The organism is Lacisediminihabitans profunda, assembly GCF_008040105.1.
Classification (GTDB): domain Bacteria; phylum Actinomycetota; class Actinomycetes; order Actinomycetales; family Microbacteriaceae; genus Lacisediminihabitans; species Lacisediminihabitans profunda.
The window spans coordinates 267,778-294,074 of the sequence record NZ_VRMG01000008.1; the positions used below are offsets into that span (position 1 = coordinate 267,778).

Sequence of the window (26,297 nt, forward strand, 5' to 3'; positions counted from 1 at the left end):
TGTGACATCGACCCGTCCTGTTGCGGAGTGAGTCTTTAATTCTTGGCGAGGAAGTCGCGACTGGCCTCGTCGAGGCGACGATCGAGAGCCGCCCGCAGGGCCGGATGGCCCGCGAGGGCGGGGTCGTCGTCGAGTACCGCCCTGGCGATCGCGCGGGCCTCGGTGATCAACTCGCCGTCCCTGGCCACTCGAAGCAGGCGCAGGGACGACCGACCGCCGGACTGCACACTGCCGAGCACGTCGCCCTCCTGGCGCAGTTCCAGGTCCTTCTGCGCCAGTTCGAAGCCGTCGAGGGTGGAGGCGACCACCTCGACGCGCTCGCGGGCCACCGTGCCGTCCTCGGCATCCGTCACCATGAGACACAGCCCAGGCACGCCACCGCGCCCCACCCGGCCGCGCAGCTGGTGCAGTTGGGAGACGCCGAAGCGGTCGGCGTCCAGGATCACCATCGTCGACGCATTGGGCACGTCGACGCCCACCTCGATCACCGTCGTCGCGACGAGCACGTCGATCTCGCCCCGGGCGAACGCGCGCATGATCGCGTCCTTCTCCTCGCTCGGCAGCCGCCCGTGCAGCGCCTCGATGCGGGCGGATGCGAGCAGCGGGTTCGCGCGCAGTTCGGCGAGCACATCGGTGACGTTCGCCCGCTTGGCCGGACTCGACTCGAGTTCGTCGTCGGTGTCGTCCACCGTCGTCGAGTCGATCGCCGGGCACACGACGAAGCCCTGCCTGCCCTTCGCGAGCTCTTCGGCGAGACGCTCCCAGACCCGGTTCACCCAGCCCGGCTTGTCGGCGAGCGGCACGACGAAGCTCTGGATCTGCACCCGGCCGGACGGCAGTTCAGCGATCGTCGACACGTCCAGGTCGCCGAAGACCGTCATCGCGACAGTCCGCGGGATGGGCGTGGCGGTGAGCACGAGCACGTGCGGCGGAGTCGCGCCCTTGCGTCGCAGGGCCTCGCGCTGTTCCACCCCGAAGCGGTGCTGCTCGTCGACGACGACGAGTCCGAGATCGAAGAAGCCGACGCTCTCGCTCATCAGGGCGTGCGTGCCGACGACGATGTTCGCCTGGCCGGAGACGGCGGCGAGGAGCGCCTTGCGCTTGTCGGCTGCCGGAAGCTGCCCGGTGATGATCGCGGGCCGGAGGGACGCGGCGAGGTCCGGACCGAGGGTCTTCACGATCGACCGCAGGTGCTGGCCCGCCAGCACCTCGGTGGGTGCCAGCAGCGCCGACTGACCGCCGGAGTCCGCCACCGCGAGCATCGCCCGCAGCGCCACGAGAGTCTTGCCCGACCCCACCTCGCCCTGGACGAGCCGGTTCATCGGCGCCGCCGCAGCGATATCGTCGGCGATCTCGGCCCCGACCGTGGTCTGGTCGCCGGTGAGGGTGAAGGCGAGTTGGGCGTCGAAGCGTTCCAGGTATCCGCCGGCCCTGGGCACCCGCGGAACGGCGGCCTGCTCGCGCAATGACTGACGCTGCTGCAGAAGCGCGGCCTGGAGAACGAACGCCTCCTGGAACCGCAGCGCCTTGCGCGCCGCCCCCCAGTCGGCATCCTTCTGCGGACGGTGGATCAGCTCGACGGCCCGGGAGTAGCTCATGAGCTTGCGGTCGCCGCGCACCGGCCCCGGCACCGGATCGGCGAGCGGTGGCAGGGTGTCGAGAACGACGCCGATCGCCTTCTGCAGTTGCCAGGAGGCGACGGTGGCCGTGGCCGGGTAGATCGGGATCGGCTGTTCGGCCCACTTGCGGGCCAGCTCGTCGGCGGCTGCGGTCTCGCCGTCCGCCGCACCGCCTTCCGCATCCGGCTTCTCGAAGAGCTCGTAGTCGGGGTGAGCGAGCTGCATCGTGCCCCGGTAGTCGCCCACCTTGCCGGCGAAGATGCCGCGCACTCCTGGCCGCAGCTCCTTGGCGCGCCAGGCCTGGTTGAAGAAGGTGAGGGTGAGGATGCCCTTTCCGTCGCTGATCCGCACCTCGAGGATCGACCCGCGCTTCGCCCGCATCGGCCGCTCCCGGCTCTCGATCACCTCAGCGACGATCGTGACGTTCTCGTCGAGCGGAAGCTCGGTGAGCGCCGTGAGCTCACCGCGCTGGGCGTAGCGGCGCGGATAGTGGCTCAGAAGGTCGCCGACCGTCGCGAGCCCGAGGCCCTTCTCGATCGCCGAGGCCGTGCGCCCGCCGAGGGCGGTGCTGAGCTTCGCATCGAGGGGGGATTCCACCCTCCGAGGGTACCCGCGACCGCCGACCCCGCTAGTACGACGAGGGTGCGAGCCGCGCGAGGAGGGTTGCGACGACCTGCGTCACGACCGGTGCCGCGACGGTGATCACGAGCACGGCGACCACGCAGAGTGCAGACACCGCCGCGACCATAACGACGAGTTGCACGGCGAGGGATGCCCGCCGCGGTTCGGCGACGGCCTCCGGCGGGGTGAAGAGTGCCTCGAGTTCGGAGGGCTCCGCCTCCGCCGTCTGCACGCCATCCTCGCTCACAGCCAGCGCCGGTTGCGGAAGATCGCGAACAGCCCGCCGCTCACCGCCACCATCAGCAGGATCGCGATCGGGTAACCCAACGGCCAGGCCAGCTCCGGCATCACGTGGAAGTTCATCCCGTAGATCCCGGTGATGATCGAGGGCGCGAACAGGATGGCCGCCCACGCGGAGATCTTGCGGGCCTCCTCCGCCTGGCGGTTGCTCGCCTCCCCCACCTTCTGCATGTCCTCGTTCTGGCGCTGGGCCACGAGCGTCGCATTCACCGTGAGGATGTCGCGGAGCAGAATGCGGAACTCCTCGATGCGCTCGTTGACGTTCGTGACGTGGTCGGCGACATCCCGCAGGTATTGCTGCAGGTCCTCACCGATCTTGTACTTCTCGAAACCGTGCGAGATCTGATCGAGCATGCCGATCAGCGGGCGGGCGGCCCGCTCGAAATCGATAACCTCGCGGGACAGCTCGTAGATGCGCCGGGAGACGCTCGGGTCCCCGTCGAACACCTGCGTCTCGATCTCGTCGATGTCGTTCGAGAGGCCGGCGACGACGGGCGCGTAGCCGTCGACCACGGCGTCGAGAATCGCGTACAACACCGCCTCGGTGCCACGGGCGAGCAGTTCGGGCGTGCGCTCGAGGCGGCCGCGCACCAGCGAGAGGTCCGGCGACTCGGCGTGCCGCACCGTGATCACGAAGTTGTGACCGATGAACACGTGCAGCTCGCCGAACTCCACCTCCTCCTTCGCGTCGAGGTAGCGGGCGGCGCGCAAGACGACGAACAGGGTCGACCCGTAGCGCTCGATCTTCGGCCGTTGGTGGGCGACGATCGCGTCTTCGACGGCGAGCTCGTGCAGGCCGAACTGGTCGGCGAGCGAGGTTATCTCCGCGGTGGTCGGACGGTAGAGCCCGATCCATGCCATCGAGCCCGGCCGCGCCTCGAGCGCCGCGAACGTGTCGTCGAGGGAGTCGAGGGTCGCGACGCGGCATCCGTCTTCGTAGATCGCATTGTTGACCAGGCTCGGCCGAATCGGAGGGGCGAGGTCGGGGGTCTCTGGAACGACGCTCGGCGGCAGGTGACGAGGGCGGAACGTCATGACGCGGAACGGCTTGCGGAAATCGGGAGCCATGCTCCCACGGTAATCCCGCCCGGTAGACAATTGGCAGAACGGCGGGCATGTTCCGGCTCGTTCCTCGGCTCGTTCCTCGGCTCGGCTCCGTCTCCCGCCCGGGCGCGTTCTCCCGCCCAGGCGCGTTTCTCCGGCTCGGGCGCGTTTCTCCGGAGGTTTCGCGATCCGCCGGATGCCGTGGCCCGTACCCTTTGGCCAGGAGGGACCGCGACGGTGCGCGGATCCGCGATCCTCCGGAGAAACGCGGCTCGGGGCCGCGGAATCGGGGACGGCACGGCCGCCGGTAGGCTCGTTGCGCCATGACACGCATCATCGCCGGGTTCGCCGGCTCCCTGACCCTCGCGACGCCGGGCTCCGGCACCCGCCCCACGAGCGATCGGGTTCGCGAGGCGATCTTCTCGGCCCTCGACGCCCGGGACGTGATCGCCGGAGCCCGCGTGCTCGACCTCTACGCCGGCTCCGGTGCGCTCGGCCTCGAGGCCGCGAGCCGGGGCGCCGCGCAGGTGACTCTCGTGGACCGCGTCGCCGCCGCCGCCAACGTCTGCCGCAAGAACGCCGCCGTCGTGCTCGGCCGCGCTCCGAAGAACAGCGAGCTGCGTGTCGTCGTGTCCGGTCAGGCCGCTCAGGCCTTCCTCGACTCGACCCTCGACGAGTGGGATCTCGTCTTCCTCGATCCGCCATACGACCTCGACGAGGCCGAGCTCGCGCAGAGCCTGGAGTCCCTGTCCAGGCGCCTCGCCGCGGATGCCGTGGTGCTGGTGGAACGCAGCAGCCGGTCCCCGGAACCCGCCTGGCCATCCGGAATCGAGCTCGACCGCCGCAAAGACTACGGCGACACGACGCTGTGGTGGGCCCGCTCCGTCTGAGGCCGAATTGCTCGCGGCTCGCGGCGGGGATAGCGCGTCACGGCGGGAGTCTCGCCTCCCTCCGCCACGATATGTCCCCGCCGCCGGGTGCGGCTTCCCCCGCCGCGAGGGCGCTGGACGCCGTTTCCGCCGCTGCCGGGCCGGCGCACGGGAGCGTTTATCCGTCCGCGACGGCACGACTCCCGCCGCGGGTGCACCGGCGACGAAGCGGAGGGGAGATGCGAGGCGAACGCTACCCGGCGGACCCGCTCCAGTCGCGATAGGGGTCCCAGCCGGCCGAATCGTGCGGCGCCCCGTCCACGGTGAGGCCCTCCCCGGCCACGCAGACTCCGATGCGGCGGAACGGCGCGGGCAACGGCGTCCCGGCGGGGAAGGTCGCGAGCAACGAATGGTCCTCACCGCCGCCGAGCGCCAGGGCCGGGTCCGCGCCGCCAGCGCGAAGCGAGGCGAGATCGAAGTCGATGCCCAGCCCGCTCGCCCGCGCTAGCCGGGCCGAGTCGATGGCGAGCCCGTCGCTCAGGTCGAGCATCGCCGTCGCCCCGGCGAGCGCGGCGATCTTCCCCGCGGAAATCGGCGGCGTGGGTGCCAGCTGCGGCGCGGTGCGTGGGCGCAGGGCGGTCGCGAGCCGGGCATCCGGATGTCCGAGCGGGTCGACCGCCTCCGTGAAGAGAAGCGAGAGGGCGGCGGCGGCCTCGCCGAGCACACCGGCCACGGCGACGATGTCGCCCACCCGCGCCCCGGAGCGCAGCACGGGAGGCCGTCCCTCGAGGTCGCCGAAGGCGGTGACGGCGATCGTGAGCGTCGGCGACACGGAGAGGTCGCCTCCGACCACCCCGCAGCCCGGCGCAAGCGCGGCGCACGCGTCCCGCAGCCCATCCGCGATGCCTTCGAGCAGTGTGACGGGCGAGTCGGCCGGGGCGGCGATCGCCACCACGAGCGCGGTCGGGACCGCACCCATCGCCGCGACGTCGGAGAGGTTGGATGCCGCGGCCTTCCAGCCGAGATCGTGCGGCGTCGACCAGGCGAGACGGAAGTCCGGACCGTGGATCATCATGTCCGTCGTCACCACGAAGCGGCCGTCCGGCGCGGCGACCACCGCCGCGTCGTCACCCGGCCCGAGGAGGCCCGCCACCGAGTCGGGCAGTCGGGGAAAGATTCGGAGGAGCGCCGCGCTCTCCCCGATACTGGCGAGGGTGTCGTGGTCGCGCGGGGAGGGCATGCCTCAAACGCTACCGTTATGTGCAACGGCCCCGAGTACAGGCACCGCGGCCGAGCCGAGCGAGGAGACGACGCCCCCATGGACAATGACACCCTGGCCAGCAGGTTCGAGAAGCTCACGACCGCTCATCTCGCCGACGGCTGCGTCCGGGCCGGTGTCGCGGTGCGGTGTGCTCCGACCGGACTCGTCGCGCTGGCCGCGGGCATGCGCCTTGCCGGCCGGGTGATTCCGGTGCGTCATGTCGGCAGCGTCGACATCTTCCTCGAGGCCTTCGAGTCGTGCGCGCCCGGCGACGTTCTCGTGGTCGACAACGGGGGCCGACTCGACGAGAGCTGCGTGGGCGACCTGGTGGCCCTCGAGGCCGCGTCCGCCGCACTGGGCGGCATCGCGGTGTGGGGGCTCCACCGCGACACCGTCGACATCCTCGCCATCGGCCTGCCACTGTTCAGCCTCGGAGCCCTCCCGACCGGGCCCCTGAGCGTGGGCGACCGGGCGCCGGACGCGCTGGACGCCGCAACGGTCGGCGAGTGGACGGTGGGCCGGCGCGACCTCGTCTTCGGAGACGAGGACGGCGTGCTGTTCGTCCCGGCAGAGGAGGCCGAGCGGGTGTTCTCCCTCGCCGAGTCGATCAGGGACACCGAGCGGATGCAGGCGGAACGCATCCGCTCCGGGGTCTCCCTGCGCAGCCAGGTGCGCCTCGGCGACTTCCTCGCGAGCCGGGCGCTCGATCCCGGCCTGAGCTTCCGCGACCACCTGCGCACCGTCGGGGGCGAGATCGAGGTGTGATCGGAGCCGCCACGAACCAAAGCTTCTCCGGAGGTTCGTGCTTCGCGGGGCAGGCACGAGCGCGCGTTGCCTGCGAGTGCGGGCTTCGGAATCCGGATGTCCGCGAAACCTCCGGAGAAACACGCGCAAGGCGAGAAACACGGCGAGGCGGAAACACGGGCGGCCCGGAGAAACGCGGGCGAGGCGGAAACACGGCGGGCGGAAACGCGCGGGCGGAGACGGGCCGAGAAACGGGCGCAGGTTGAGCCGCGCCCGGAACGGTAGCCTGAAAGCGATGAATTCGAAGCTCAGGGCCGGCGTCCTCGCCGCGCTCGCACCGCTCTTTCTCCTGGCCGTCGTCGCGTGCACCCCCACGGTGCCGCTCACCCCCGCCGCCGACGCCACGAACCCCGATTGCGCCGAGGTGATCGTGCGCCTGCCACACTCCCTCGCAAACGAGGCCATCCGTCAGACCAACGCCCAGGCGACGAGCGCGTGGGGCAACCCGGCCGCCATCCTGCTGCGCTGCGGGGTGACGCCTCCCGGCCCCACCAAGGATGTCTGTCACACGGTCAGCGGCATCGACTGGCTGCGCGACAGCTCGAAGGCGCCCGTCTATGTGTTCACGACCTTCGGACGCGTCCCGGCGGTCGAAGTGATCGTCGACTCCCGACTCACCAATGGGCAAGGCACCCAATACCTCGACGAGCTGGCCAACGCCGTCGGCTCGATCAAGCAGACGTCGAAGTGCCTCAGCCGCGACGACGTGCTCGGAACGGAGACGCCCACACCGAGCCCCACCGGTTAGACCAAACTACTCGACGAGGATCGCCGGCTTGTCGGTGTCCGTGGTGAGGTGCGGCGCGATGTCGCGCGGGTTCATCGTGCCGGCAAGTACACCGGCCACCTGAAGCACGATCGGCATGTCCACGCCCCTCGCCGCCGCGAGCTCGAGGATGGGGGCCACCGACGACAGGCCCTCCGCCGTCTGGTTCATCTGGGCCACGACATCCGTGAAGCTGTAGCCCTGGCCGAGGAGTCGGCCCGCCGTGTTGTTGCGGGAGAGCGGGGACTCGCAGGTGGCGATGAGGTCTCCGAGCCCGGCGAGCCCGGAGAGCGTCTGGGCGAGGCCGCCGTAGGCCACCGCGAAGTCGGTCATCTCCACGAGGCCGCGGGTGATGATCGACGCCTTGGTGTTCTCGCCGTAGCCGACGCCGTCGACGATGCCGATGGCCACGGCGATGAGGTTCTTGAGCACCCCGCCGAACTCCGTGCCGATCACGTCGGTGTTGACGAAGGACCGGAAATACGGATTGGTGGCCAGTTCGGCCACGAACGTCGCGGTCTCGAGACTCGTCGACGCGACCACGGCGGCGGTCGGCTGCTCCTTCGCGATCTCCAGCGCGAGGTTCGGGCCGGAGGCGACGGCGATGCGGCTCTCGTCGATCTTCAGCTCCTGGTGGATCACCTCGCTCATCCGGAACCGGGTGCCCTTCTCGACACCCTTCATGAGGCTCACGACGATGGCGTCGGAGGGGATCACGTCGCGGAATATCCGCAGGTTCTCGCGCAGGGACTGGCTGGGGATCGAGAGGAAGACGACTTCGGCCCCGTCCATCACCTCGGGGATGCGTGGGCTCGACCAGAGGTTGCGCGGCAGGTTGATGCCGGGCAAGTAGTCGCTGTTGCGCTTCGACTGCGAGATCTCGCGCGCAAGCTCCGCCCGGCGTGCCCACAGGGCGACGTCGGCTCCCCCGTCTGCGAGCACCTTCGCGAAGGTGGTTCCCCAGCTGCCGGCGCCGAGCACGGCGACCCTGCGCGCGCCGGGTGCCGTGATACGGATGGGCATGGTGTTACTCAAATCGACCGGTCTCACTCTGCTTGTGCTTCGCCGGATCCCACGGTTCGGCGGGGGCTGGCTCGCCGCGAAGGTCGACGAGCAGGGAGGTGATGGCGGCCATGAGCACCGCGGTCGCCTCGTGGAGGGTAGTCGGATCGAGTCCGCGGCCCGCGAAGGCCGAGAGGTCGACGGGGTCGCCGATCTTCACCGTGATGGTCTTACGCGGAAACACGCTGATCTTCTTCGCGTAGCGCGGCATCACGAGCTGGGTGCCCCAGTGCGCCACCGGGATGAGCGGCACGCCGGCCTCGAGGGCCATGCGCACCGCGCCCGTCTTGCCGCGCATCGGCCACAGGTCGGGGTCCCTCGTGAGGGATCCCTCCGGATAGATCACCACGGCCAGGCCGTCGCGCACGAGCTTGCTCGCCGAGGCGATGGGGTCGCTGCCGCGGGAGACGCCGGATCTCTCGACGGGGATCTGGCCCGAGGTGCGCAGGAACCAGCCGAGCACGGGAACCTTGAAGAGGGATGCCTTGGTCAGGTACCGAGGGGCGCGCCCGAGCTTGTACATCACCCGCCCGATCACGACGGGATCGATCTCGCTGTAGTGGTTGGGCGCAAAGACGAACGCACCGTGCTTCGGCAGCTTGTCGCCGTCGATGATGACATACCGAGCGAGAAGCTCCATCGGAGGAATCAACAGCAGCGCCAGGAGGCGGAAGATCGGAATCTTCTCCGACTTCTGGTGTTCCGGCTCCTGGCGCTCCGGCGCTGTCGCTCGCGGCACTGCCGAGTTATCCCTCGAAGACAAAGTCGGCCCCGAGCACCTCGAGCTTGTCGATGAAGTGCTCATAGCCGCGGCTGATGATGCCCACGTTGCTGACGGTCGACACTCCCTCGGCGCCGAGCGCCGCGATGAGGTAGCTGAACCCGCCGCGAAGGTCGGGCACGCGCACGTTTGCACCGTGCAGCTTGGTCGGCCCGGTGATCACGGCCGCCTGCTCGAAGTCGCGCCGGGCGACCCTGCGGGGGTGGTCGGGCAGGCCCTCTTTGTGCACGACGATGTTCGCGCCCATCTCGTTGAGGGCATCCGTGAAGCCGAAGCGGTCCTCGTACACGGTCTCGTGCACGAAGGAGACGCCGGTCGCCTGAGTGAGGGCGACGATGAGCGGCTGCTGCCAGTCCGTCATGAATCCGGGGTGCACGTCGGTCTCGATCGTCACCGGCTTGAGGTCGCCCTCCGGACGGTAGAAGCGGATGCCGTCGTCCTCCACGTCGAACGCGCCGCCCACCTTGCGGAAGACGTTGAGGAAGGTCATCATCTCCACCTGGCGGGCGCCCTCGACGAAGATGTCACCCTTGGTCACGAGCGCGGCCGCGGCCCAGCTCGCAACCTCGTTGCGGTCGAAGAGCGCCGTGTGCTTGTAGCCGACGAGGCGGTCCACGCCCTCGATCAGGATCACGCGGTTGGGCTCCACCGAGATGATGGCGCCCATCTTCTGCAGGATGGCGATGAGATCCATGATCTCCGGCTCGATCGCCGCGTTCTTCAGCTCGGTCGTGCCCGTGGCCCGCACGGCGGTGAGCAGAACCTGCTCGGTCGCGCCGACGCTGGGGTACGGCAGGGTGATGTTCGCGCCCTTGAGACCGTCGGGGGCGGTGATGTAGATGCCCTCGAAGCTCTTGTCGACCACGGCGCCGAACGCGCGCAGCGCGTCGAGGTGGAAGTCGATCGGACGGTCGCCGATGCGGCAGCCGCCGAGGTCCGGGATGCGCGCCTCACCGAGGCGGTGCAGCAGAGGACCGCAGAACAGGATCGGGATGCGGCTCGAGCCGGCGTGCGCGTCGATCTCCGCGAAGTGCGCGCGTTCGACATTGCTCGTATCGAATTGCAGCTCGCCGGGCACGGTGCTCGTCACGACGACGCCGTACACCTCGAGAAGGCCGCGCACGACCTCGACATCGCTGATGTCCGGTACGTCGCGAAGCACGCTCGGCGTCTCACCGAGCAGCGCAGCGACCATCGCCTTCGTCGCGAGGTTCTTCGCCCCCCGCACGCGGATGCGACCCTTGAGAGGATTCCCTCCGGTAATCACGATCTGGTCGGACTTCAAGCCCACTCGTTCGCCAGCCTTCTGGGCATCCTTCACAAGGGAGTTCACTCAATCACCTACTGCCTGTTGTACGGGTATGGTGCGCGGCCGCCAGGTCTCCCTGGCGAGTTCGAACCGTGTGATCTGCGCCTCATCGCGCAGCGTAAGGCCTATGTCATCAAGGCCTTCAAGGAGCCGCCACCTAGTGTAATCATCGATTACGAAAGGAGCGGTGATCTCGCCGATCGTGACCGTCTTGGACACGAGGTCCACCGACGCCTCGATGCCCGGCTGGGCCTCGATCGCCGCCCAGATCCTCTCGACGTCCTCTTCGCTGATCTCGCCGGCGAGGAGGCCCTGCTTTCCCGCGTTTCCGCGGAAGATGTCGCCGAATCTCGGGCTGAGTACGGCCCGGAAACCGTAGTCGCGCAGCGCCCAGACGGCGTGCTCCCGGCTCGATCCCGTGCCGAAGTCGGGGCCCGCGATGAGCACCCGGGCGCCGGCGAATTCCGCACGGTTCAGCACGAAGTCCGGGTCCTGGCGCCACGCGTAGAAGAGCGCGTCGTCGAATCCGGTCTTCGTCACTCGCTTGAGGAAGACGGCGGGGATGATCTGGTCGGTGTCGACGTTCGCGCGTTCGAGCGGCACGGCGACGCCGGTGACCACGGAGACCTTGTCCATCAGGCGTTCACCCCTTCCGAAGTGGAGTTCGCCGTGACACCGAGGTCCCACGGGCTGGAGAGAGTGCCGCGGATCGCGGTCGCCGCGGCGACGAGCGGCGAGACGAGGTGGGTGCGACCGCCCTTGCCCTGGCGACCCTCGAAGTTGCGGTTGGAGGTGGATGCGCAGCGCTCGCCGGGCGCGAGCTGGTCGGGGTTCATCCCGAGGCACATCGAGCAGCCGGCGAACCGCCACTCCGCCCCGAAGTCCTTCACGATCTGGTCGATGCCCTCGGCCTCGGCCTCGATTCGTACCCGGGCGCTGCCCGGCACGACCATGACGCGCACGCCGTCCGCCTTCTTCTGCCCCTTGATCACCGAGGCGAAGGCGCGCAGGTCCTCGATGCGGCTGTTGGTGCAGGAGCCCATGAACACGGCGTCCACCCGGATCTCCTTGAGCGGGGTGCCCGCCTCGAGGTCCATGTATTCGAGGGCGCGCTCGGCCGACGACCGCTCGTTCGGGTCGGCGATGGCCGAAGGGTCTGGCACGTTCCCGCTGAGCGACGCGCCCTGCCCGGGATTCGTGCCCCAGGTGACGAACGGTTCGAGTTCGTTCGCGTCGAGGAACACCTCCGCGTCGAACACGGCGTCGGCGTCGGTGCCGAGGGTCTTCCAGTAGGCCACCGCGGCATCCCAGTCCTCGCCCTTCGGCGCGTGCGCCCGGCCCTCGAGGTAGTCGTAGGTGACCTGGTCCGGCGCGATCATTCCGGCCCGGGCCCCCGCCTCGATCGACATGTTGCAGACCGTCATCCGGCCCTCCATGGAGAGCGAGCGGATGGCGCTGCCGCGGAACTCGAGCACGTAGCCCTGCCCGCCGCCGGTGCCGATCTGCGCGATCACCGCGAGGATGATGTCCTTGGCGGTCACACCGGGGCGCAGCTCGCCCTCGACGGTGATCGCCATCGTCTTGAAGGGGGTGAGCGGCAGCGTCTGGGTGGCGAGCACGTGCTCGACCTCGCTCGTGCCGATGCCGAACGCCATGGCGCCGAACGCCCCGTGCGTCGAGGTGTGCGAGTCGCCGCAGACCACGGTGATGCCCGGCATCGTGAGGCCGAGCTGCGGGCCGACGACGTGCACGATGCCCTGCTCGATGTCGCCGAGGGGATGCAACCGCACGCCGAACTCCGCGCAGTTGTTGCGCAGCGTCTGGATCTGGGTGCGGCTGGTGAGGTCGGCGATCGGCTTGTCGATGTCGAGAGTCGGGGTGTTGTGGTCTTCCGTCGCGATCGTCAGGTCCGGGCGGCGAACCGGCCGACCGGCGAGGCGCAGACCGTCGAAGGCCTGCGGGCTCGTGACCTCGTGCACCAGGTGCAGGTCGATGTAGATGAGGTCGGGGCTGCCCGCTTCGCCCTTGACGACGAGATGGTCGTCCCAGACTTTCTCGGCCAGTGTGCGGGGCACTGCCGGGGATACGTGATTCATTTGTGGTGCGCTCTCCTCTACCAAACGGTGGTCAGCCAGCGGCGCTCATGCCAGCACCAGACCCCGCGACGCAACACACCGCGACGAGGGGGAGGCCTGAAAGCTAGGACCCGTCGCGGCCACGAAGGAGAAGCAGACCGAACAACATCCAGACAGGCTAACACCGATTCTGGAGAGTTAAGGAGGAGGCGCCACGCGCCGCGCTGCACCCGGATCGAGTCGTCACCGAGCTCGAGATCGACCCCCGGCGGCACGAGGGTCCTCTCGCCGGGTGCCACCGCCGCCTCGGCGCCGCCCGGTTCGGCGATGAACACTCCGTCGGCCGAGGAAATCGGCCCGATCGGCCCGCGATGCCTGGGCGGGCGATGCTCCCGCCCCGGAGTTTCCGTCCCTCGGCCAAGGCGACCGAATCGGCATAGGCTGGGCTCTGTCGCGCACCACAATCGCGCGTCGCCCACAGCCCACAAGGCCACACCAAGGAGAACCCTCTTGACGCTCACGCAACCATCGCCGTCGCTGGATGCCCTCGCAGCCATTCCGTTCACTCACGAACGAGTGCTCATCACCACCGGACCGCGTTCCGGCCTCATCATGAGCGTCGCCGTTCACTCCACCCGACTGGGCCAGGCCCTCGGCGGAGCGCGGGTGTGGCAGTACGACAACTGGACGGATGCCGTCGCAGACTCGCTGCGACTCTCCGCCGCCATGACCCTCAAGAACGCCGCCGCCGGTCTCAACCGCGGCGGGGGCAAGTCCGTAATCTACCTCCCGGTGGGCACGGTGCTCACCGACGAGCAGAAGCGCGACGCGATGCTCGACCTCGGCGACGCGATCGAGAGCCTCGGCGGCGCCTACATGACCGCCGAAGACGTGGGCACGAGTGCAGAACTCATGGCGATCGTCGCCGAGCGTACCGAGCACGTGTGCGGACTGCCGGCCGACCAGGGCGGCGTCGGCGAACCCGCGGATGCCACGGCCGCCGGCGTCTACGCGAGCATCGTCGCGACCGTCGAGGCGCTCTTCGGCAGCCGGGAGATCGCCGGGCGCCACATCGTGATCTCCGGCCTCGGCCAGGTCGGCGGCCGTCTCGCCACGGCGCTCTCCCGGGCCGGCGCGAAACTCACCGTCACCGACGTCAACCTCGCCAAGCAGGACTTCGCCCGGGAGATCGGAGCGACCTGGGTGGACGTCGCGGACGCGCTGCGCGTGCACGCGGACCTGCTCGTGCCGTGCGGCCTCGGCGGCGTGCTCACCTCGAGCGTGATCAGCGAACTCAACGTGCTCGGCGTCGTCGGCGCGGCCAACAACCAGCTCGCCCGGCGCGAGGGCGCCTCCGAGCTCGCGGCCCGCGGCATCCTCTGGGCCCCCGACTTCGTCGTGAACGCCGGAGGCGTGGTCTATCTCGACATCGCCTCGCGACCGAACGCCGACCTGGCCGCCATCTCGGCGCGGGTCGATGCGATCGGAGACACGGTGGCGACGATCTTCTCCGACGCACGCGACCAGGGCATCACGACGCTGGAGGCGGCCGAAAGGCTCGCCATGGCGCGGCTCGACGCCGGCCGGTAGGCCGCGCACGGCGCGTGCGGCGCGTGCGGCGCGTGCGCAAACAGAGGCGGGCCGTGGCACGGTCACCGACCGCCGCGCCGGTCGTCACTGGGTAGGGGTGTCGACCTCGCGGCGCTTGTCGGCCTGGATCTTGATGACGCTCGCGACCGTCGCGACCGCCATCGACGACACGATGACGACGAGCGACGTCACCGTGTCGATCTCCGGGGCCCAGTCCACTCCCTTGCCGCCGTTGACGAATGGCAGCTCGTTGGTGTGCAGGGCGTGAGACACGAGCTTCACGCCGATGAAGGCGAGGATGAACGCGATCCCGTACTTGAGGTACACGAGCTTGTCGATGAGGTCACCGAGCAGGAAGTAGAGCTGGCGCAGCCCCATCAGGGCGAACACGTTGGCCGTGAACACGATGAACGGGCTCGTGGTGATGCCGAAGATGGCGGGGATCGAGTCGAGAGCGAAGACCAGGTCGGTGGTGCCGATGGCGAGGAACACGACGATGATCGGGGTGAAGATCTTCCTGCCGTCGACGACGGTGCGCAGCTTCGATCCGTCGAATTCGTTGGAGATGGGGATTCTCTTGCGCAGGAAGCGGATGACGGCGCTCTCGCGTTCATCCATCTCCTCGCTGTTCTGGAACGCCTGCTGGAACGCCGTGAAGAGCAGGAAGGCGCCGAACAAGTAGAAGATCCAGCTGAAGTTCTCGATGAGCTGGGCCCCGAGCAGGATGAAGATGCCGCGCAGCACGAGGGCGATGATGATGCCCACCATCAGCACCTCTTGCTGAAACTGCCTCGGCACCGAGAATCGCGCCATGATGATCACGAAGACGAAGAGGTTGTCCACGCTCAGGCTGTACTCGGTGAGCCAGCCGGCCAGGAACTGGCTCGCGTGTTCCGCGTCGGCGAAGACGAGCATGAGCACGGCGAAGATGAGGGCGAGCACCACGTAGAGCGCCACCCAGAGGCTCGACTCCTTCGTGGATGGCACGTGCGGCCGCAAATACGCGTGCACGAGGTCGGCGATGATGATGGCGATGATGATGGCGAGGGATGTCGCTTCGAACGCGAGCGGGAGTTCGAGGTGCATGGCGGGGGCCTTTCGTCCGGGTAGGCATGGGTCGCCTGATTCCCGAAAGTCTCTTCCGCACCGTGAACGGCACCGCTGCAACCGGGCCGGCTTCATCGGCGACCGTCTTGACGACTGCAGCGCAGGTGGAATACTCCCCTTCGCGTGCCCAACCCTACCGGACGAGCGTCCCGAGTCCCGCGCCGAGGTCGAGTTGCACGCCCGCTGAACCGGCGTCCCGGCGCCGGGACTTTCGTCCATAGTGGTCCCTTTCGGCACGCGTAGCCTGCTGGACATGACTGACGAAGAACTGCGAAAGGCCGCCCGGCGCCGACTGCGGGCCAAGTCCAATTTCTGGTCGTTCGTGGGCGTCTGGGCTGCCGTAGCCCTGCTGCTCACCGCCATTTGGTTCATCACCAGCCCCGGCGCGTACTACTGGCCGGTGTGGGCGATCTTCGGAATGGGAGTCGCGGCCCTCTTCATCGGGCTGGACGCCTACGGTCCGGGTCATCGCTATCACACCGAGGCCGACGTCGACGCCGAGATCGAGCGGATGACCGGGCGTTCCCGCGACAACAAAGAGAGCTAAGCCTTGCGCTCGACGCGAGTGTGGCCCGCGTCCGCCCTCGGCTGGTGGGGGTTAGGGCTCATCCTCGCCTTCGCCGCGCTCTTCGTCCTCAAGTCAACGGTGGGCGCGCCGATCCCGACGTTCGCCATCTTCGCGTTGGGCATCGTCGGCGCCGTTCTCGGTGTGGTCGCCGTCATTCGGCGCGATCTGTCGTGGGTCTTGATAGCCATTGGCTCCCTCGTGATCCTCTTCATGGTGGTGTGGGTCGGTGGCGAACTGCTTTTCCCGCATTGACCGTCGCGAGGATCACTGACCGTCTGGGAAAGAGCGCTCCGCCGCCGATCCGCGTCCCTCGGCCAGCCGTCGGCTGAGGTAGCGGCGCTCCGCCTCCGACGGGGCGAGATCGCGCGCCCGGCGGTAGTCGCGCGCCGCCTCGGTGGTGCGGCCCAGGCGCCTCAGCAAGTCGGCTCTGGTCGCCGGCAGAAGGTAGTAGCCGTCGAGCGAACCGGCGCGGTCGAGCGCGTCCACGAGGGCGAGCCCCGCCTCGGCACCCTGCGACATCGCCACGGCGACGGCGCGGTTCAGTTCCACCACGGGCGATGGTGCGATGAGGGCCAGCGCCTCGTAGAGAACGGCCACCCTGGCGAAGTCGGTGCTGCCGGCTTCCCGCGCCATCAGGTGGCAGCCGGCGATCGCCGCCTGCAGGTGGTAGCGGCCGGGGCGCTCGTGGCGCTCGAGGCAGCGCCGATCCGCGGTTCGCAGCAGTGCGACGCCCTCGGCGATGGCGCCTGCATCCCAGAGGGAACGGTCCTGTTCTTCGAGCGTCACGACATCGCCGGCGGAGTCGACACGGGCAGCCGTGCGCGCGTGCTGGAACAGCATGAGCGCCAGCAGGCCGAGGGCCTCCGAGGTGTGCGGCGACTCGCCGAGCAAGCCGACCAGAAGGCGGGTCAGACGGATGGCCTCCCGGGCGAGCGGTTCGCGCACGAGCTGATCGCCCGTGGCCGAATAGCCCTCGTTGAAGAGCAGATAGAGCACGGCGAGAACCCCGGCGGTTCGCCCCGGGAGCAGCCGCGGCGGCGGCACTCGATACGGGATGCCGGCATCCCTGATCTTCGCCCGGGCGCGGACCAGTCGCTTGGCCATCGTCGACTCCGAGACGAGGAAGGCGCGCGCGATCTCTTCCGTGGTGAGGCCGGCGACGGTGCGCAGGGTGAGCGCAACGCGCGCCTCCATCGGCAGAGCGGGGTGGCAGCAGGTGAAGATGAGCCGCAGCCGGTCGTCCCCGAGCGGGCCGTCCCCGAGCTCGGAGCGCTCCTGGCCGTCGCGGCCGAGCTGCTCCAGCTCGGCGACGATCGCGAGCTGGCGCAGCGCCGCCCGCTCGGTGGCGGACCGCCGCAGGCGATCGATTGCGCCGTTCTTCGCCACGGTCGTCAGCCAGGCCCCCGGCTTACTGGGGATGCCGTGGACGGGCCAGTCCACCAGGGCGCGTGCGAAGGCATCCTGCACGCAGTCCTCGGCGAGCGCCCAGTCACCCGTCACGCGTATCAGGGTGGAAACGATTCGCGCCGTCTCTTCCGCCGAGGCCGACGCGACGGAGGAAGCGACGGCGCCTCGTGCGTCCGTGGGCGATGTCACCGCGCTCCTGTTACTCGGTGTCGAACGGCCAGATCGGCCGGATCTCGATCTTGCCGAACCTGGCCATCGGGTGCTTCGAAGCGATCTCGATCGCCTCATCCAGGTCGCTGCAGTCGATGAGGTCGAAGCCGGCGATCCACTCCTTGGTTTCGGCGAACGGCCCGTCCGACACGATCAACTCGCCGTCCCGCACCGTGACCGTTGTGGCGTCGGCGACCGGGCGCAGCCGGTCTCCCGCACGAGTGACGCCGCGACCCTCCATCTCCGCCACCCACTCCTGGATGTTGTCCTCCTCCGGCACGTAGGTCGGCGCGGCCGGGTCGCTGCAGATGAATAACAGGTACTCCATGAGATCTCCTTTGTTTGGTCGATACGTGGGTACGACGAACGGCGACGGCCCAAAAGGACATGGTGCCGGGAGGGCGACCCTGCCACAATCCCTTCATGGGTTCCGTTGACGATACTCTGGCCGGCCTCCCGGAGTCGGAGCGGGCCAGCCTGCGGCATGTCATCGAAGTGGCTCGCGCCATCGCCCCGGACGCCGAAGACGGCGTCAGCTACGGGGTGCCCGCGCTCAGAGTCGCCGGAAAACCCCTGATCGGAGTGTCGGCGAGCGCCACGCACCTTTCGGTCTTCCCGTTTTCGCCTGCCGCCATCGACAGCGTGCGCGCACGGCTCGGCGGCTTCTCGCTGTCCAAGGGAACCGTTCGGTTCACTCCGGACCACCCCCTGCCCGAAGACGTGCTCGGCGACCTCATTCGGGCGAGACTCGCGGAGATCGCCGGCCGACCGACGGGGTAGCGTGACGGTACTTCACCTCGCCCTATTTCACATCCAGGCCTTATTTCACATCCAAGCCTTATTTCACATCCAAGTTCACTTCGCCGACACCGGCCTTGATCACCACGTCGAGGGTGATCGGTGACTTTCCGTACTGGTCGTTGACCCAGGTGTCGCCGCTCTTGGTCAGGCCGTTCACCGTGACACTGCCGAGCCCGGTCGACACCTTCACACGGGCGCCGACGGAGGACGGCAGTTGCACGCTGATCTTTCCCACTCCGCCGTTCACATCGATCTCCGCGGACTTCTTCCAGTCGCCAGACAGGTCGGCCTGGAGCTCGCCGGCTCCGCCGGAGATGGTGGCCGAGACGAGCGTCATTCCGCCGAGCGTGAGGGTGCTCTTGCCGGCGCCAGTGTTGATCTTGAGGTCGATGGGGATGCTGTTGCTGAGCCGCACATCCCAGTCGTTACGCACGCTCTTGCCCACCGCGACCGGGGCATTCGGCTGCGCGATCACCAGGCTGCCGCGGGCATTGCTCACGGTGTAGTCGACCGTGGGCTTCCAGCTCTTCACGTTATAGGTGAACTTCGTCGTGGCGAGCCCGCTCGAGCCGCCCGCGAGGGTGAGTCGGCCGGCTCCGAGGTTGACGTCCACGCTTGCCGAGGTCGCCCCGCCGGCATCCGTCGTCTTGGTATCTGTGCGGTCCTCGCCCGGCACGATGGGGGCGACGATCCCGCATCCTGCCACGAGCGCAACGAGCGTTGTCACCATCAGGATTCGGCCGGGATGCATGACCTTGAGTTTCATCGGGAGACCTCCTTGGTGATTCCATGGTTCACCAGGCTCCGCGGCGGCAGTGGGCCAAACGTCCCATCCAGAGGTCGTCCGCGAGACCTGCGGGCGCCACCAAGGCGCTGAGAGACGTCGCCGGCCGGCCAGGGCCGGTCGACGACAGGGTCCCTAGTCGACGGAGGGGGTCCCGGCGGCCGGTTCCTTGGGCTCCGGTATCACCCGAAGTCCACCCGGAGTGTTCGAGAGCTGCACGAGCGCCTCGAGCCAGGCCCGGTTGAGCTGCGGGGCGCGGCTGCCGTAGAACTCGAACTGCATCGGGATGGCCGGGTGCAGCCAGACGGAGCTGTTGCCCTTGCCCAGCTCGGCGTCGTAGTCCCAGGAGAAGGTGAAGGCCTCGTTGCGACGGAGCTTGGCGATGATGACCGCCTTCAGGTGCGCCAGGACCCGGTCGTCGAATTCGACCGATATCGAGGGCGTGCCGTAGATGAACTTACCCATCGGGAACCTATCAGTGTGAGTGAGAGGGGCGCGAAGCCGCCTGTGGTATCTGAACTATAGCCGTCACGAGAAACGGCCCTCGGCGAGGCCTTCCTCGAGTTCGTCGACCGCCTGGTCGAAGAGCTGGGCGTCGCTCGTCGCTCGAGATTCGGCCGCCGGCGAGAGGGTCACGGCCGCCATCCCCAGCACAGGCAGGTCCGGCACCGGGAAGGATTGCTCCTCGTCCGCGGAGATCCCCTCCGCATCTGACACGTCGAACTGGGTCGTCGGTCCGACGAGGAGAGTGTGGATGCTCGTGCTGCCATCGTCTTCGAGAACCGGGATATCCACCGTCGAGCTGTTCGCGTTGCTTGCTATTTGCGTCGCGTGGTCGAGGAGAGCGGCGGCCACGGCGTTGCCCGTGACGATCGACCCGCCGGCATAGTTGATCCGTTTCATGTTCAGACTGTAGCCGCTCCGAGCGGCTGTGCGGGGCGCTCGGAGCGCCGACGGGCGTCGATCAGGCGCCCGGCATCCCCTCGGGCATCGCCACCGACGGGTCCTCCTGGAACAAACCGACCAGGTTGCCCTCCGAGTCCCGGAATCGCGCCGACCAGCCGACAGTGGGGATCGGCATCTTCTCGGTCAGGACCGTGCCACCGGCGTCGGCGACCTTGCGCAAGGCGTCGTCGATGTCGTCGACGCCGACGTAGATCACGACACCCTCGGGGGCCTCGGCCCTCGGTGTGAGTGCTCCCTCGGCTCCCGGACCCGGGGGCTCGCCGGTAGGCATGGTCCAGTAGTCGATGGGCCCCCACTTCTCCACGTTCCAGCCGAAAACCGTTCGGTAGAACGCGCCCGCTCGAGCGGGATCGTCAATCGGGATATCGAAGTGCACCACTCTGCTCGTCATGCGAGGAAGCGTACGCCCGCTCGCCCCGTGCACCGCAGAGTCAAAGGTCCCCCAGCGGACGAGTGGCGAGCACCAGCCGCCCCTGAGGGGCGGCCCGGGGGGCCATGTCGACGAGAGCAACCTGGCTGAGCGAGAGCACCTCACCCTCGCGCACCCGCCCGTGCGGTTTGACGGTGACGTGGGGCCGAAACCCGGGACCGGTGAACGCCGGCTCGTCCGGGGCCGCGGCGAACGGCAGCACGGCCGCTACGAGGGTTCGATGCAGGCGGGCGAGCGCCTCGTTGTGCTCCACCACGGTCACCAGCACGTTCTGCCGCCGTCCGAAGAGTTCGTCCCGACCGGCAATGGCGGTGATGGCGGGCAGTCCGGATGTCGCGGCAGCGAAGGCATCAGCGATCTGCTCGGGCGAGGCATCGGTGAGAAAGGGAGGGAGAACGGTGATGTGCAGGGGCCAGTCTTGCAGGGCGAAGCTCTCCCCCACCAGCAGCGGCACGAGCGGAAGGACGACGACCAGGCGCGGCATGCGCCGAGTCTAGGAGACCCGACCACACAGCCTCGCGTGCGGATGCTGGTCGCGCTCACTATCGTGTCCCTAATACCAATGAGGGGAGCACATCATGAGGCTTCAGTCGACATCCTTCGGGCACGGGGAGGAGATCCCGCAGAGGCACGGCAAGAAGATCCGCAATGTCTCACCGCAGCTGGCCTGGGACGGTGCGCCCGCCGAGACCCGATCTCTCGCCCTGAGCCTGGTCGACAACGATCCGGTGGCGCGGAGGTACCTGCACTGGCTGGTCTCGGACCTCAACCCAGCCGTCACGTCGTTCGAGGAGGGAGCGGCCGCCCGCGGACTGCCCGGCGGTGCTCGGGAACTCACGGACTACGCGGGCCCCTTTCCCCCCTCGGGCACGCACGAATATGACTTCACTCTCTATGCACTCGACATCGAGACGACCGGTCTCTCGGTGGGCTGTACCCTCGACCAGTTCAGCCGGGCCATCGCCGGCCATGTGCTCGCGACGGCCAGCCTGGTGGGCACCTTCACGAAGAAGCGTTGATATCGTCGTTGCATGCGGGAACGTCAGTCAGAGATCATCGCCCACCTGTCCGTGCGACCCGAAATCGATCCGGCGCGGGAGATCGACGCGCGGGTCGCGTTCCTGCGCGACTACCTCGTCTCCACCGGCGCGGCGGGCTTCCTCCTCGCCGTCAGCGGCGGGCAGGATTCCTCGCTGGCCGGCCGGCTCTGCCAGCTCGCCGTCGAGAGGCTCCGGGGCGAGGGCGTCGACGCCGACTTCGTCGCGGTGCGCATGCCGTACGTCGTGCAGCACGACGAGGAGGATGCCCAGCTCGCGCTCTCCTTCATCCGGCCCCGGGAGACGCTGACCTTCAACATCCAGAGCGGCGTGGACGGTGTGCAGGCCGAGTTCGCCAACGCGATGGGGTCGGCGATGAGCGACTTCACCAAGGGCAACGTCAAGGCCAGGATGCGCATGGTCGCGCAATACGCCGTCGCCGGCGAGCGTCGGCTGCTCGTCGTGGGGACCGACCACGCGGCCGAGGCGGTGACGGGCTTCTTCACCAAGTACGGGGACGGCGGCGTCGACATCGTGCCGCTCACCGGCCTCACCAAGCGACAGGGGCGCGGCCTGCTCCAGCACCTGGACGCCCCAGAGCGGCTCTACCTCAAGGCCCCCACCGCCGACCTGCTCGATGACACCCCCGGCCAGACCGACGAGGCCAACCTCGGCCTCAGCTATTCCGACATCGACGACTACCTCGAGGGACGCGAGGTGCCGTCCGCCGTCGCCGACGCGATCGAGGCCCGCTACCTCGCCACCGAGCACAAGCGGCGCGTGCCGGCGTCGCCCTTCGACGACTGGTGGCGCGGCTGACGCTGCCGTCTCGGAACGATGAGTGACCCGGGCGAATTCGTGGATGCCACCCTGCGGCGCGAGGGATCCTGGCAGCGGGCGGGCGCCGAGAGAGCCCGTCTGGGGAGCGACCTGCGGTTCTACGGCGCGTCGGTCGGAGCCGTGCGCGGAACGATCCGAGATGCCGGTCGGCGGTACCCCGGCCTGACCCACGACGACATCACCGCGTTGAGCTCCGAGCTGTGGGCGGTGCCCGTGTTCGAACGCCGCCTCGCGGCAGTCGTGCTTCTGCAGTCCAATCTGCGGCTGCTCGACAACTCCGACCTGACCCGGTTGGAGGGATTCGTGCGCGGGGCTCGGCTGCGCGCACTCGTCGATCCCCTCGCGCTCGACGTGATCGGCCCGCTCATCGAAGGACTCGCCCCGCGAAGCCGCGCTCGCGCGGACGTCGCCCTGGATCGCTGGGCCCGGGACGGTGACGAGTGGCTGCACCGGGCGGCCCTGCTGTCGCCGCTTCGGGCTCTCCGTGCCGGCGCCGGGGACTGGGACGGCTTCGTCCGCCGCGCGACGACATCCGAAGCGCTGGCTGGACCCGCCGGCGAGGCCGTCGCCCGCGTACTCGACGATCTCGCAACGAGCCGGCCGGAGTTGCGCCTGACCCCCGGCGCGTGAGGGATCGCCTACCGCGCGAGCAGCTCCGCGGGGTGGGTGAGCCTCCACCAGCCGTCCGGGCCCGCGATCGCGCCCTCGAGCAGCAGGGGAACCGTGACGGTGACCTTCCCGGCCACGAAGGTCACGCTTCCCACCGTCGCGCCGTTCACGCCGGTCGTCAGCGGACTGGTCACCATGGTGGAGGTGATCGGGTTGTTCGACCAGGTGAGCACGGTCGCGTCATCCCCCGCCACGATCCTGGCGTCATCCTTCCACGGCGTCGAATAGCTGCCGAGCACCTGGCCCTTGGTGACGAGGGGCACCCGGTGGAAGCCGGACTTGATGCTCGCGAGGAGCTCGCGCACCGCGGAATCCACCGACCCGTGATCGGCGCCGCCCAGCACCACACCGATCACGGTGAGGGGGGCGGCGGTGCCGACATCCACCACCGCGGAGAAGAGCAGGCAGGCGCCGGCCTTGGCGAGGGTGCCGGTCTTGATGCCGTTGACGCCGTCGGTGCCAAGCAGCTTGTTGTTGTTCGCGAGCGTGCCGATGGACAGGCTCACGCTCGGCGAGCCCACGATTGCCGCGAGCACAGGGTTCGCCATCGCGAGCTTTCCGATGGCGATCAGGTCGGTGGGGGTGCTGACGTTTCTCGAGTCGATTCCGGTGGGCTCCACGAGGGTGGTGCCGGTGAGCCCGTGGGCCTTCAGCCAGGCCCGGGTGGCGCTGAGAAACCGCGCCTGCGAGCCGAACGCCCAGGTAGACAGGGCCTCCGCGTAGTTGCAGGCCGACGCGACAAGCATCACCTCGATCGCATCGTGCTCAGACATCGAGGTCCCGGTGCGCATCGAGGACACCGTCGCGCCCAGCACGTAGTACTTGTCGTAGAGGTCGGCCTCGGCCTTGCCGAAGGCGAGCGTGGGGCCGGCCTCGTCCGGCTTGAGGGGTTTGGCATCCAGTACCACCAGGGCGGTGACCAGTTTGCTGATGCTGGCGATCGGCAGCGCGCCATTGCCGCCGCTCGAGGCGAGGATGCCGTCGGTTCCGGTCGTGCCGGCGAAGTCCTCGGCCCCGGCGACACTGATGGCACTCGCGCCCACGCCGGGCAGCGAGAGCTTCACCGCGGCCGGGATCGCGAACTGGGGCTGGTGAACCGTCAGGGCGTCCGCGCCCAGGGGCGCGAGGAGGGTCAGGGGAAGGTAGGTGCCGATCCCGGCGGCGATCACGAGTGTGACGACACCCGCGGTGATCCGTCGTCGGATGCGACGGCGGCGCTTCGCCGCGATGCGCGCCGGATCGAGTGGGTCGGCACGTGTGCCGGCGTCCGCGTGGGCGCGGTCGAGCATCTCCGCGAGGTCGTCGAGCGAATCGCTCACCGTTCGCCAACCAACTGAGGGTCTCTCGTTAATTGCTGCACTGGCTCATGCTAACCCCCATTCGCCCCGACTCAACCGTCACTAACTGCTCGCTGGGGCCGTTCAGCCAGCACTTACTGACGGTTGAGCTGCGACGGGGATGCTCCAAGCCGGGCCAGGAGGACGGGGCCAGGCACGCCGATCCGCCGCGCCAATCCACTCATCCGTCGCTAACTGCTCGCTGGGGCCGCCCAGCGAGCAGTTACTGAAAGACGAGTTACGGGGACGGTTCCCGTCGCAGTCGTGCCGTCGCGTCAACCACGGCTCGCGCCCCGGCTCCGGGTCGCTATCGGACAGCGGAGCGGAAGTAATACCCGGCCTCGAGGTCCTCGGCGAGACCGGGATGGGTCGGCGTCCAGCCCAGCATCTCCTGGGTGAGCAGGCTGGAGGCCGGGATGTCGAGGGCGAAGAACGCCCCGATCCAGCCGAAGTGCGCGGCGGCATCCTCGGGCGCCACCGACACGACCGGCACGTCGAGGTGACGGCCGATGATCTCGGCGATCGTCCGGGCCGCGATCCCCTCCTCCCCCACCCCGTGCACGATGGAGCCGGCCGGCGCGGTCTCGAGGGCCAGCCGGATCATGCGGGCGGCATCCAGCCTGTGCACTGCCGGCCAGCGGCTGGAGCCGTCGCCCACGTAGCCGGAGGCCCCCTTGGCGCGCGCGACGCCCACGATGGTGGAGATGAACCCGTGGTCGCCGTCCCCGTGCACGGTGGGCGCGAATCTCAGGCTCACCGACCGCACGCCGCGCTCGGCGTACTCGAACGCGAGCGACTCGGCTCCCCCGCGCGGCGCATCCGGCCCGGCCCACGGAACGACGTCCCGCTCGGTCGCCACCCTCCCGGGCGCAAGGCCGGCAACTCCCGAGGCGAACAGGAACGGTCGATCCGAGCCGGCGAGGGCATCCCCGAACGTCTCGATGGCCGCGCGCTCGGATCGAGCGGCTCCGGCCATGTCCGAGAAGTCGTGCTTGTACGCGAGGTGGATCACGGCGTCGGATCCCTCGGCGCCCGCACGCAGGCTATCGAGATCGTCGAGGCTGCCGCGACGCGCCGTGGCACCCGCGGCGGTCAGCGCGGCGACGGCGAGATCGGTTCGGGCGAGCCCGACCACTTCGTGGCCCGCTTCGAGAAGCTCGGACACCACGGCCGAGCCGATCCAACCGGACGCACCGGTGACGAATACACGCATGAGGATCTCCTTTTCCGTCGGCCCGTGAGCCGAATCTACGCTGATGTCAGTTGCTGTCATCAGCGTAGCACCTGATGTCAGTCACAGACATCACTAGACTGGCCAGATGGGACGATGGGAACCGGATGCGAGTGGGCGCCTGAGGCTCAGCGCCATGGAGCTCTACGCCGAGCACGGTTTCGAGCAGACGACCGCCGCGGAAATCGCCGAGCGTGCCGGCGTGACCGAGCGCACGTTCTTCCGCCACTTCGCGGACAAGCGGGAGGTGCTGTTCGCCGGATCGAGCGACCTGCAGGATGCCGTCGTGAGCGCGATCGGTGCGGCGCCGGCCGGCGTGAAGCCGATCGACGCGGTGCTTGCCGCGATGGAGATGGGCGCCTCGCTGCTGCCGAACCGGGAGTACTCCAGGCAACGCGCGGCAGTGATCGCCGCGAACCCGAGCCTTCAGGAGCGCGAACTCCTCAAATTCTCCACCCTCGCCGACGCGGTCGCCGAGGCCCTGCGTCGACGGGGAGTCCCGAACCTGACCGCCAGCCTCGCCGCCGAGGCCGGCGTCACCGTCTTCAAGATCGGGTTTGAGACCTGGATCGCCGACGACTCGACCGGTGACTTCGCGCAGTGCATCCGCGACGCCCTCGACCAGCTCAAGGCGCTGACCGCGGGCGCCTGACGCACGACACCGTCGAGGCAGAGCTCGCCCACTCAGCCGTCACGAAGTGCTCGCTGCGGACCTTCAGCGGACAGTCACTGACGGATGATCGCCCGGCCACCGCGACACGGTGGTGTCGTACCGAGGCGGCAGCAAACGTGGCCCGGCGCGCTCTGCG

General features: G+C 68.9%; 30 protein-coding genes. 11 read left to right on the forward strand and 19 right to left on the reverse strand.

The window, feature by feature from the left end; translation table 11 throughout:
- Positions 1–35 precede the first annotated feature (35 nt).
- From FVP33_RS12155 to FVP33_RS12165, 3 genes are read right to left on the reverse strand one after another with little or no spacing between them, the layout of a single operon-like run.
- Positions 36–2,216 (reverse strand): ATP-dependent DNA helicase RecG, encoded by a 2,181-nt coding sequence (locus tag FVP33_RS12155; protein WP_147783927.1) that lies wholly within the window; start codon positions 2,214–2,216, stop codon positions 36–38.
- Positions 2,217–2,247: 31 nt separating this feature from the next.
- Positions 2,248–2,487 (reverse strand): hypothetical protein, encoded by a 240-nt coding sequence (locus FVP33_RS12160; RefSeq protein WP_147783928.1) that lies wholly within the window; start codon positions 2,485–2,487, stop codon positions 2,248–2,250.
- Positions 2,484–3,608: a magnesium and cobalt transport protein CorA gene (locus FVP33_RS12165; RefSeq protein ID WP_147783929.1), complete on the reverse strand. Its 1,125-nt coding sequence runs from the start codon at positions 3,606–3,608 to the stop codon at positions 2,484–2,486. The genes FVP33_RS12160 and FVP33_RS12165 overlap by 4 nt, the downstream gene beginning before the upstream one ends.
- Before the next feature lie 299 nt (positions 3,609–3,907).
- Here FVP33_RS12165 and rsmD point away from each other — a divergent pair, with 299 nt between their 5' ends.
- Complete coding sequence (gene rsmD, locus FVP33_RS12170) at positions 3,908–4,474, forward strand: 16S rRNA (guanine(966)-N(2))-methyltransferase RsmD (protein WP_147783930.1); 567 nt, start codon at positions 3,908–3,910, stop codon at positions 4,472–4,474.
- A gap of 232 nt (positions 4,475–4,706) precedes the next feature.
- Here the strand turns inward: rsmD and thiL are convergent, their stop codons facing one another.
- Positions 4,707–5,693, reverse strand: a complete 987-nt coding sequence (gene thiL / locus FVP33_RS12175; protein WP_147783931.1) for a thiamine-phosphate kinase — start codon at positions 5,691–5,693, stop codon at positions 4,707–4,709.
- A gap of 78 nt (positions 5,694–5,771) precedes the next feature.
- Here thiL and FVP33_RS12180 point away from each other — a divergent pair, with 78 nt between their 5' ends.
- Positions 5,772–6,479 (forward strand): RraA family protein, encoded by a 708-nt coding sequence (locus FVP33_RS12180; protein WP_147783932.1) that lies wholly within the window; start codon positions 5,772–5,774, stop codon positions 6,477–6,479.
- A gap of 274 nt (positions 6,480–6,753) precedes the next feature.
- Positions 6,754–7,266, forward strand: a complete 513-nt coding sequence (locus FVP33_RS12185; RefSeq protein WP_147783933.1) for a DUF3515 family protein — start codon at positions 6,754–6,756, stop codon at positions 7,264–7,266.
- A gap of 6 nt (positions 7,267–7,272) precedes the next feature.
- Here FVP33_RS12185 and FVP33_RS12190 read toward each other — a convergent pair whose 3' ends face one another.
- From FVP33_RS12190 to leuC, 5 genes are all read right to left on the reverse strand, one after another.
- Positions 7,273–8,307 carry an NAD(P)H-dependent glycerol-3-phosphate dehydrogenase gene (locus FVP33_RS12190; RefSeq protein ID WP_187270693.1) on the reverse strand — a complete coding sequence of 345 codons (1,035 nt, stop codon included), beginning with the start codon at positions 8,305–8,307 and terminating at the stop codon, positions 7,273–7,275.
- 4 nt (positions 8,308–8,311) lie between these two features.
- Positions 8,312–8,986, reverse strand: coding sequence for a lysophospholipid acyltransferase family protein (locus tag FVP33_RS12195; RefSeq protein WP_246142331.1), 675 nt, complete (start codon positions 8,984–8,986; stop codon positions 8,312–8,314).
- 106 nt (positions 8,987–9,092) lie between these two features.
- Positions 9,093–10,460, reverse strand: coding sequence for a UDP-N-acetylglucosamine 1-carboxyvinyltransferase (gene murA / locus FVP33_RS12200; RefSeq protein WP_147783935.1), 1,368 nt, complete (start codon positions 10,458–10,460; stop codon positions 9,093–9,095).
- Positions 10,461–11,072: a 3-isopropylmalate dehydratase small subunit gene (leuD, locus tag FVP33_RS12205; protein WP_147783936.1), complete on the reverse strand. Its 612-nt coding sequence runs from the start codon at positions 11,070–11,072 to the stop codon at positions 10,461–10,463.
- Positions 11,072–12,532, reverse strand: a complete 1,461-nt coding sequence (leuC, locus tag FVP33_RS12210; protein WP_187270694.1) for a 3-isopropylmalate dehydratase large subunit — start codon at positions 12,530–12,532, stop codon at positions 11,072–11,074. The genes leuD and leuC overlap by 1 nt, the downstream gene beginning before the upstream one ends.
- Positions 12,533–13,021: 489 nt before the next feature.
- Between leuC and FVP33_RS12215 the strand changes: the two genes are divergently transcribed.
- Entirely contained in the window at positions 13,022–14,101 is a 1,080-nt protein-coding gene (locus FVP33_RS12215; protein ID WP_246142315.1) for a Glu/Leu/Phe/Val dehydrogenase family protein, read from the forward strand.
- 84 nt (positions 14,102–14,185) lie between these two features.
- Here the strand turns inward: FVP33_RS12215 and FVP33_RS12220 are convergent, their stop codons facing one another.
- Entirely contained in the window at positions 14,186–15,187 is a 1,002-nt protein-coding gene (locus FVP33_RS12220) for a TerC family protein (RefSeq protein WP_147783938.1), read from the reverse strand.
- Positions 15,188–15,461: 274 nt separating this feature from the next.
- Between FVP33_RS12220 and FVP33_RS12225 the strand changes: the two genes are divergently transcribed.
- Together FVP33_RS12225 and FVP33_RS12230 are read left to right on the forward strand one after the other, a co-directional pair.
- Positions 15,462–15,755: a 2TM domain-containing protein gene (locus FVP33_RS12225; RefSeq protein WP_147783939.1), complete on the forward strand. Its 294-nt coding sequence runs from the start codon at positions 15,462–15,464 to the stop codon at positions 15,753–15,755.
- A 3-nt stretch (positions 15,756–15,758) separates the two neighbouring features.
- The gene (locus FVP33_RS12230) at positions 15,759–16,028 is read left to right on the forward strand and encodes a hypothetical protein (RefSeq protein ID WP_147783940.1); all 270 of its coding nucleotides are present in this window, start codon (positions 15,759–15,761) and stop codon (positions 16,026–16,028) included.
- A 12-nt stretch (positions 16,029–16,040) separates the two neighbouring features.
- On the opposite strand, the gene FVP33_RS12235 is transcribed toward FVP33_RS12230, so the two are convergent.
- Complete coding sequence (locus tag FVP33_RS12235; RefSeq protein WP_246142316.1) at positions 16,041–17,372, reverse strand: RNA polymerase sigma factor; 1,332 nt, start codon at positions 17,370–17,372, stop codon at positions 16,041–16,043.
- 10 nt (positions 17,373–17,382) lie between these two features.
- Entirely contained in the window at positions 17,383–17,721 is a 339-nt protein-coding gene (locus FVP33_RS12240; RefSeq protein ID WP_147783942.1) for a YciI family protein, read from the reverse strand.
- Positions 17,722–17,816: 95 nt separating this feature from the next.
- On the opposite strand from FVP33_RS12240, the gene FVP33_RS12245 reads away from it, so the two are divergent.
- A complete protein-coding gene (locus FVP33_RS12245) occupies positions 17,817–18,173 on the forward strand; it encodes an iron chaperone (protein WP_147783943.1) in 357 nt (118 codons plus the stop codon).
- Between the two features lie 58 nt (positions 18,174–18,231).
- On the opposite strand, the gene FVP33_RS12250 is transcribed toward FVP33_RS12245, so the two are convergent.
- The 5 genes from FVP33_RS12250 to FVP33_RS12270 form a co-directional block, all read right to left on the reverse strand.
- On the reverse strand, positions 18,232–18,960 hold the full coding sequence (locus tag FVP33_RS12250) for a toast rack family protein (RefSeq protein ID WP_147783944.1): 729 nt from the start codon (positions 18,958–18,960) through the stop codon (positions 18,232–18,234).
- Positions 18,961–19,113: 153 nt separating this feature from the next.
- Positions 19,114–19,443, reverse strand: coding sequence for a DUF7882 family protein (locus tag FVP33_RS12255; protein ID WP_147783945.1), 330 nt, complete (start codon positions 19,441–19,443; stop codon positions 19,114–19,116).
- 63 nt (positions 19,444–19,506) lie between these two features.
- Positions 19,507–19,881 (reverse strand): hypothetical protein, encoded by a 375-nt coding sequence (locus tag FVP33_RS12260; protein WP_147783946.1) that lies wholly within the window; start codon positions 19,879–19,881, stop codon positions 19,507–19,509.
- A 61-nt stretch (positions 19,882–19,942) separates the two neighbouring features.
- Positions 19,943–20,335, reverse strand: coding sequence for a VOC family protein (locus FVP33_RS12265; RefSeq protein ID WP_147783947.1), 393 nt, complete (start codon positions 20,333–20,335; stop codon positions 19,943–19,945).
- A 40-nt stretch (positions 20,336–20,375) separates the two neighbouring features.
- Positions 20,376–20,858 (reverse strand): 2'-5' RNA ligase family protein, encoded by a 483-nt coding sequence (locus FVP33_RS12270; RefSeq protein ID WP_147783948.1) that lies wholly within the window; start codon positions 20,856–20,858, stop codon positions 20,376–20,378.
- A 94-nt stretch (positions 20,859–20,952) separates the two neighbouring features.
- On the opposite strand from FVP33_RS12270, the gene FVP33_RS12275 reads away from it, so the two are divergent.
- Genes FVP33_RS12275 through FVP33_RS12285 form a run of 3 tightly spaced genes read left to right on the forward strand, consistent with a single transcriptional unit; the run spans position 20,953 to position 22,881 of the window.
- On the forward strand, positions 20,953–21,393 hold the full coding sequence (locus FVP33_RS12275) for a YbhB/YbcL family Raf kinase inhibitor-like protein (protein WP_147783949.1): 441 nt from the start codon (positions 20,953–20,955) through the stop codon (positions 21,391–21,393).
- A gap of 12 nt (positions 21,394–21,405) precedes the next feature.
- Complete coding sequence (gene nadE / locus FVP33_RS12280; RefSeq protein WP_147783950.1) at positions 21,406–22,230, forward strand: ammonia-dependent NAD(+) synthetase; 825 nt, start codon at positions 21,406–21,408, stop codon at positions 22,228–22,230.
- 18 nt (positions 22,231–22,248) lie between these two features.
- Positions 22,249–22,881 carry a DNA alkylation repair protein gene (locus FVP33_RS12285; RefSeq protein WP_147783951.1) on the forward strand — a complete coding sequence of 211 codons (633 nt, stop codon included), beginning with the start codon at positions 22,249–22,251 and terminating at the stop codon, positions 22,879–22,881.
- Positions 22,882–22,889: 8 nt separating this feature from the next.
- Here FVP33_RS12285 and FVP33_RS12290 read toward each other — a convergent pair whose 3' ends face one another.
- Positions 22,890–24,239 (reverse strand): D-alanyl-D-alanine carboxypeptidase family protein, encoded by a 1,350-nt coding sequence (locus FVP33_RS12290; protein ID WP_147783952.1) that lies wholly within the window; start codon positions 24,237–24,239, stop codon positions 22,890–22,892.
- 325 nt (positions 24,240–24,564) lie between these two features.
- Positions 24,565–25,470: an SDR family oxidoreductase gene (locus tag FVP33_RS12295; RefSeq protein ID WP_147783953.1), complete on the reverse strand. Its 906-nt coding sequence runs from the start codon at positions 25,468–25,470 to the stop codon at positions 24,565–24,567.
- A 106-nt stretch (positions 25,471–25,576) separates the two neighbouring features.
- Here FVP33_RS12295 and FVP33_RS12300 point away from each other — a divergent pair, with 106 nt between their 5' ends.
- Positions 25,577–26,140, forward strand: coding sequence for a TetR/AcrR family transcriptional regulator (locus FVP33_RS12300; RefSeq protein WP_147783954.1), 564 nt, complete (start codon positions 25,577–25,579; stop codon positions 26,138–26,140).
- The last annotated feature ends 157 nt before the right edge of the window (positions 26,141–26,297 follow it).

Bases quoted from the DNA above. Each gene is read 5' to 3' on its own strand.
- FVP33_RS12165 (WP_147783929.1), bottom strand. From the start codon at position 3,608: ATGGCTCCCGATTTCCGCAAGCCGTTCCGCGTCATGACGTTCCGCCCT.
- rsmD (WP_147783930.1), top strand. From the start codon at position 3,908: ATGACACGCATCATCGCCGGGTTCGCCGGCTCCCTGACCCTCGCGACG.
- thiL (WP_147783931.1), bottom strand. From the start codon at position 5,693: ATGCCCTCCCCGCGCGACCACGACACCCTCGCCAGTATCGGGGAGAGC.
- FVP33_RS12180 (WP_147783932.1), top strand. From the start codon at position 5,772: ATGGACAATGACACCCTGGCCAGCAGGTTCGAGAAGCTCACGACCGCT.
- FVP33_RS12185 (WP_147783933.1), top strand. From the start codon at position 6,754: ATGAATTCGAAGCTCAGGGCCGGCGTCCTCGCCGCGCTCGCACCGCTC.
- FVP33_RS12190 (WP_187270693.1), bottom strand. From the start codon at position 8,307: ATGCCCATCCGTATCACGGCACCCGGCGCGCGCAGGGTCGCCGTGCTC.
- FVP33_RS12195 (WP_246142331.1), bottom strand. From the start codon at position 8,986: ATGGAGCTTCTCGCTCGGTATGTCATCATCGACGGCGACAAGCTGCCG.
- leuD (WP_147783936.1), bottom strand. From the start codon at position 11,072: ATGGACAAGGTCTCCGTGGTCACCGGCGTCGCCGTGCCGCTCGAACGC.
- leuC (WP_187270694.1), bottom strand. From the start codon at position 12,532: ATGAATCACGTATCCCCGGCAGTGCCCCGCACACTGGCCGAGAAAGTC.
- FVP33_RS12220 (WP_147783938.1), bottom strand. From the start codon at position 15,187: ATGCACCTCGAACTCCCGCTCGCGTTCGAAGCGACATCCCTCGCCATC.
- FVP33_RS12225 (WP_147783939.1), top strand. From the start codon at position 15,462: ATGACTGACGAAGAACTGCGAAAGGCCGCCCGGCGCCGACTGCGGGCC.
- FVP33_RS12240 (WP_147783942.1), bottom strand. From the start codon at position 17,721: ATGGAGTACCTGTTATTCATCTGCAGCGACCCGGCCGCGCCGACCTAC.
- FVP33_RS12245 (WP_147783943.1), top strand. From the start codon at position 17,817: ATGGGTTCCGTTGACGATACTCTGGCCGGCCTCCCGGAGTCGGAGCGG.
- FVP33_RS12250 (WP_147783944.1), bottom strand. From the start codon at position 18,960: ATGAAACTCAAGGTCATGCATCCCGGCCGAATCCTGATGGTGACAACG.
- FVP33_RS12255 (WP_147783945.1), bottom strand. From the start codon at position 19,443: ATGGGTAAGTTCATCTACGGCACGCCCTCGATATCGGTCGAATTCGAC.
- FVP33_RS12260 (WP_147783946.1), bottom strand. From the start codon at position 19,881: ATGAAACGGATCAACTATGCCGGCGGGTCGATCGTCACGGGCAACGCC.
- FVP33_RS12265 (WP_147783947.1), bottom strand. From the start codon at position 20,335: ATGACGAGCAGAGTGGTGCACTTCGATATCCCGATTGACGATCCCGCT.
- FVP33_RS12270 (WP_147783948.1), bottom strand. From the start codon at position 20,858: ATGCCGCGCCTGGTCGTCGTCCTTCCGCTCGTGCCGCTGCTGGTGGGG.
- FVP33_RS12275 (WP_147783949.1), top strand. From the start codon at position 20,953: ATGAGGCTTCAGTCGACATCCTTCGGGCACGGGGAGGAGATCCCGCAG.
- nadE (WP_147783950.1), top strand. From the start codon at position 21,406: ATGCGGGAACGTCAGTCAGAGATCATCGCCCACCTGTCCGTGCGACCC.
- FVP33_RS12285 (WP_147783951.1), top strand. From the start codon at position 22,249: ATGAGTGACCCGGGCGAATTCGTGGATGCCACCCTGCGGCGCGAGGGA.
- FVP33_RS12295 (WP_147783953.1), bottom strand. From the start codon at position 25,470: ATGCGTGTATTCGTCACCGGTGCGTCCGGTTGGATCGGCTCGGCCGTG.
- FVP33_RS12300 (WP_147783954.1), top strand. From the start codon at position 25,577: ATGGGACGATGGGAACCGGATGCGAGTGGGCGCCTGAGGCTCAGCGCC.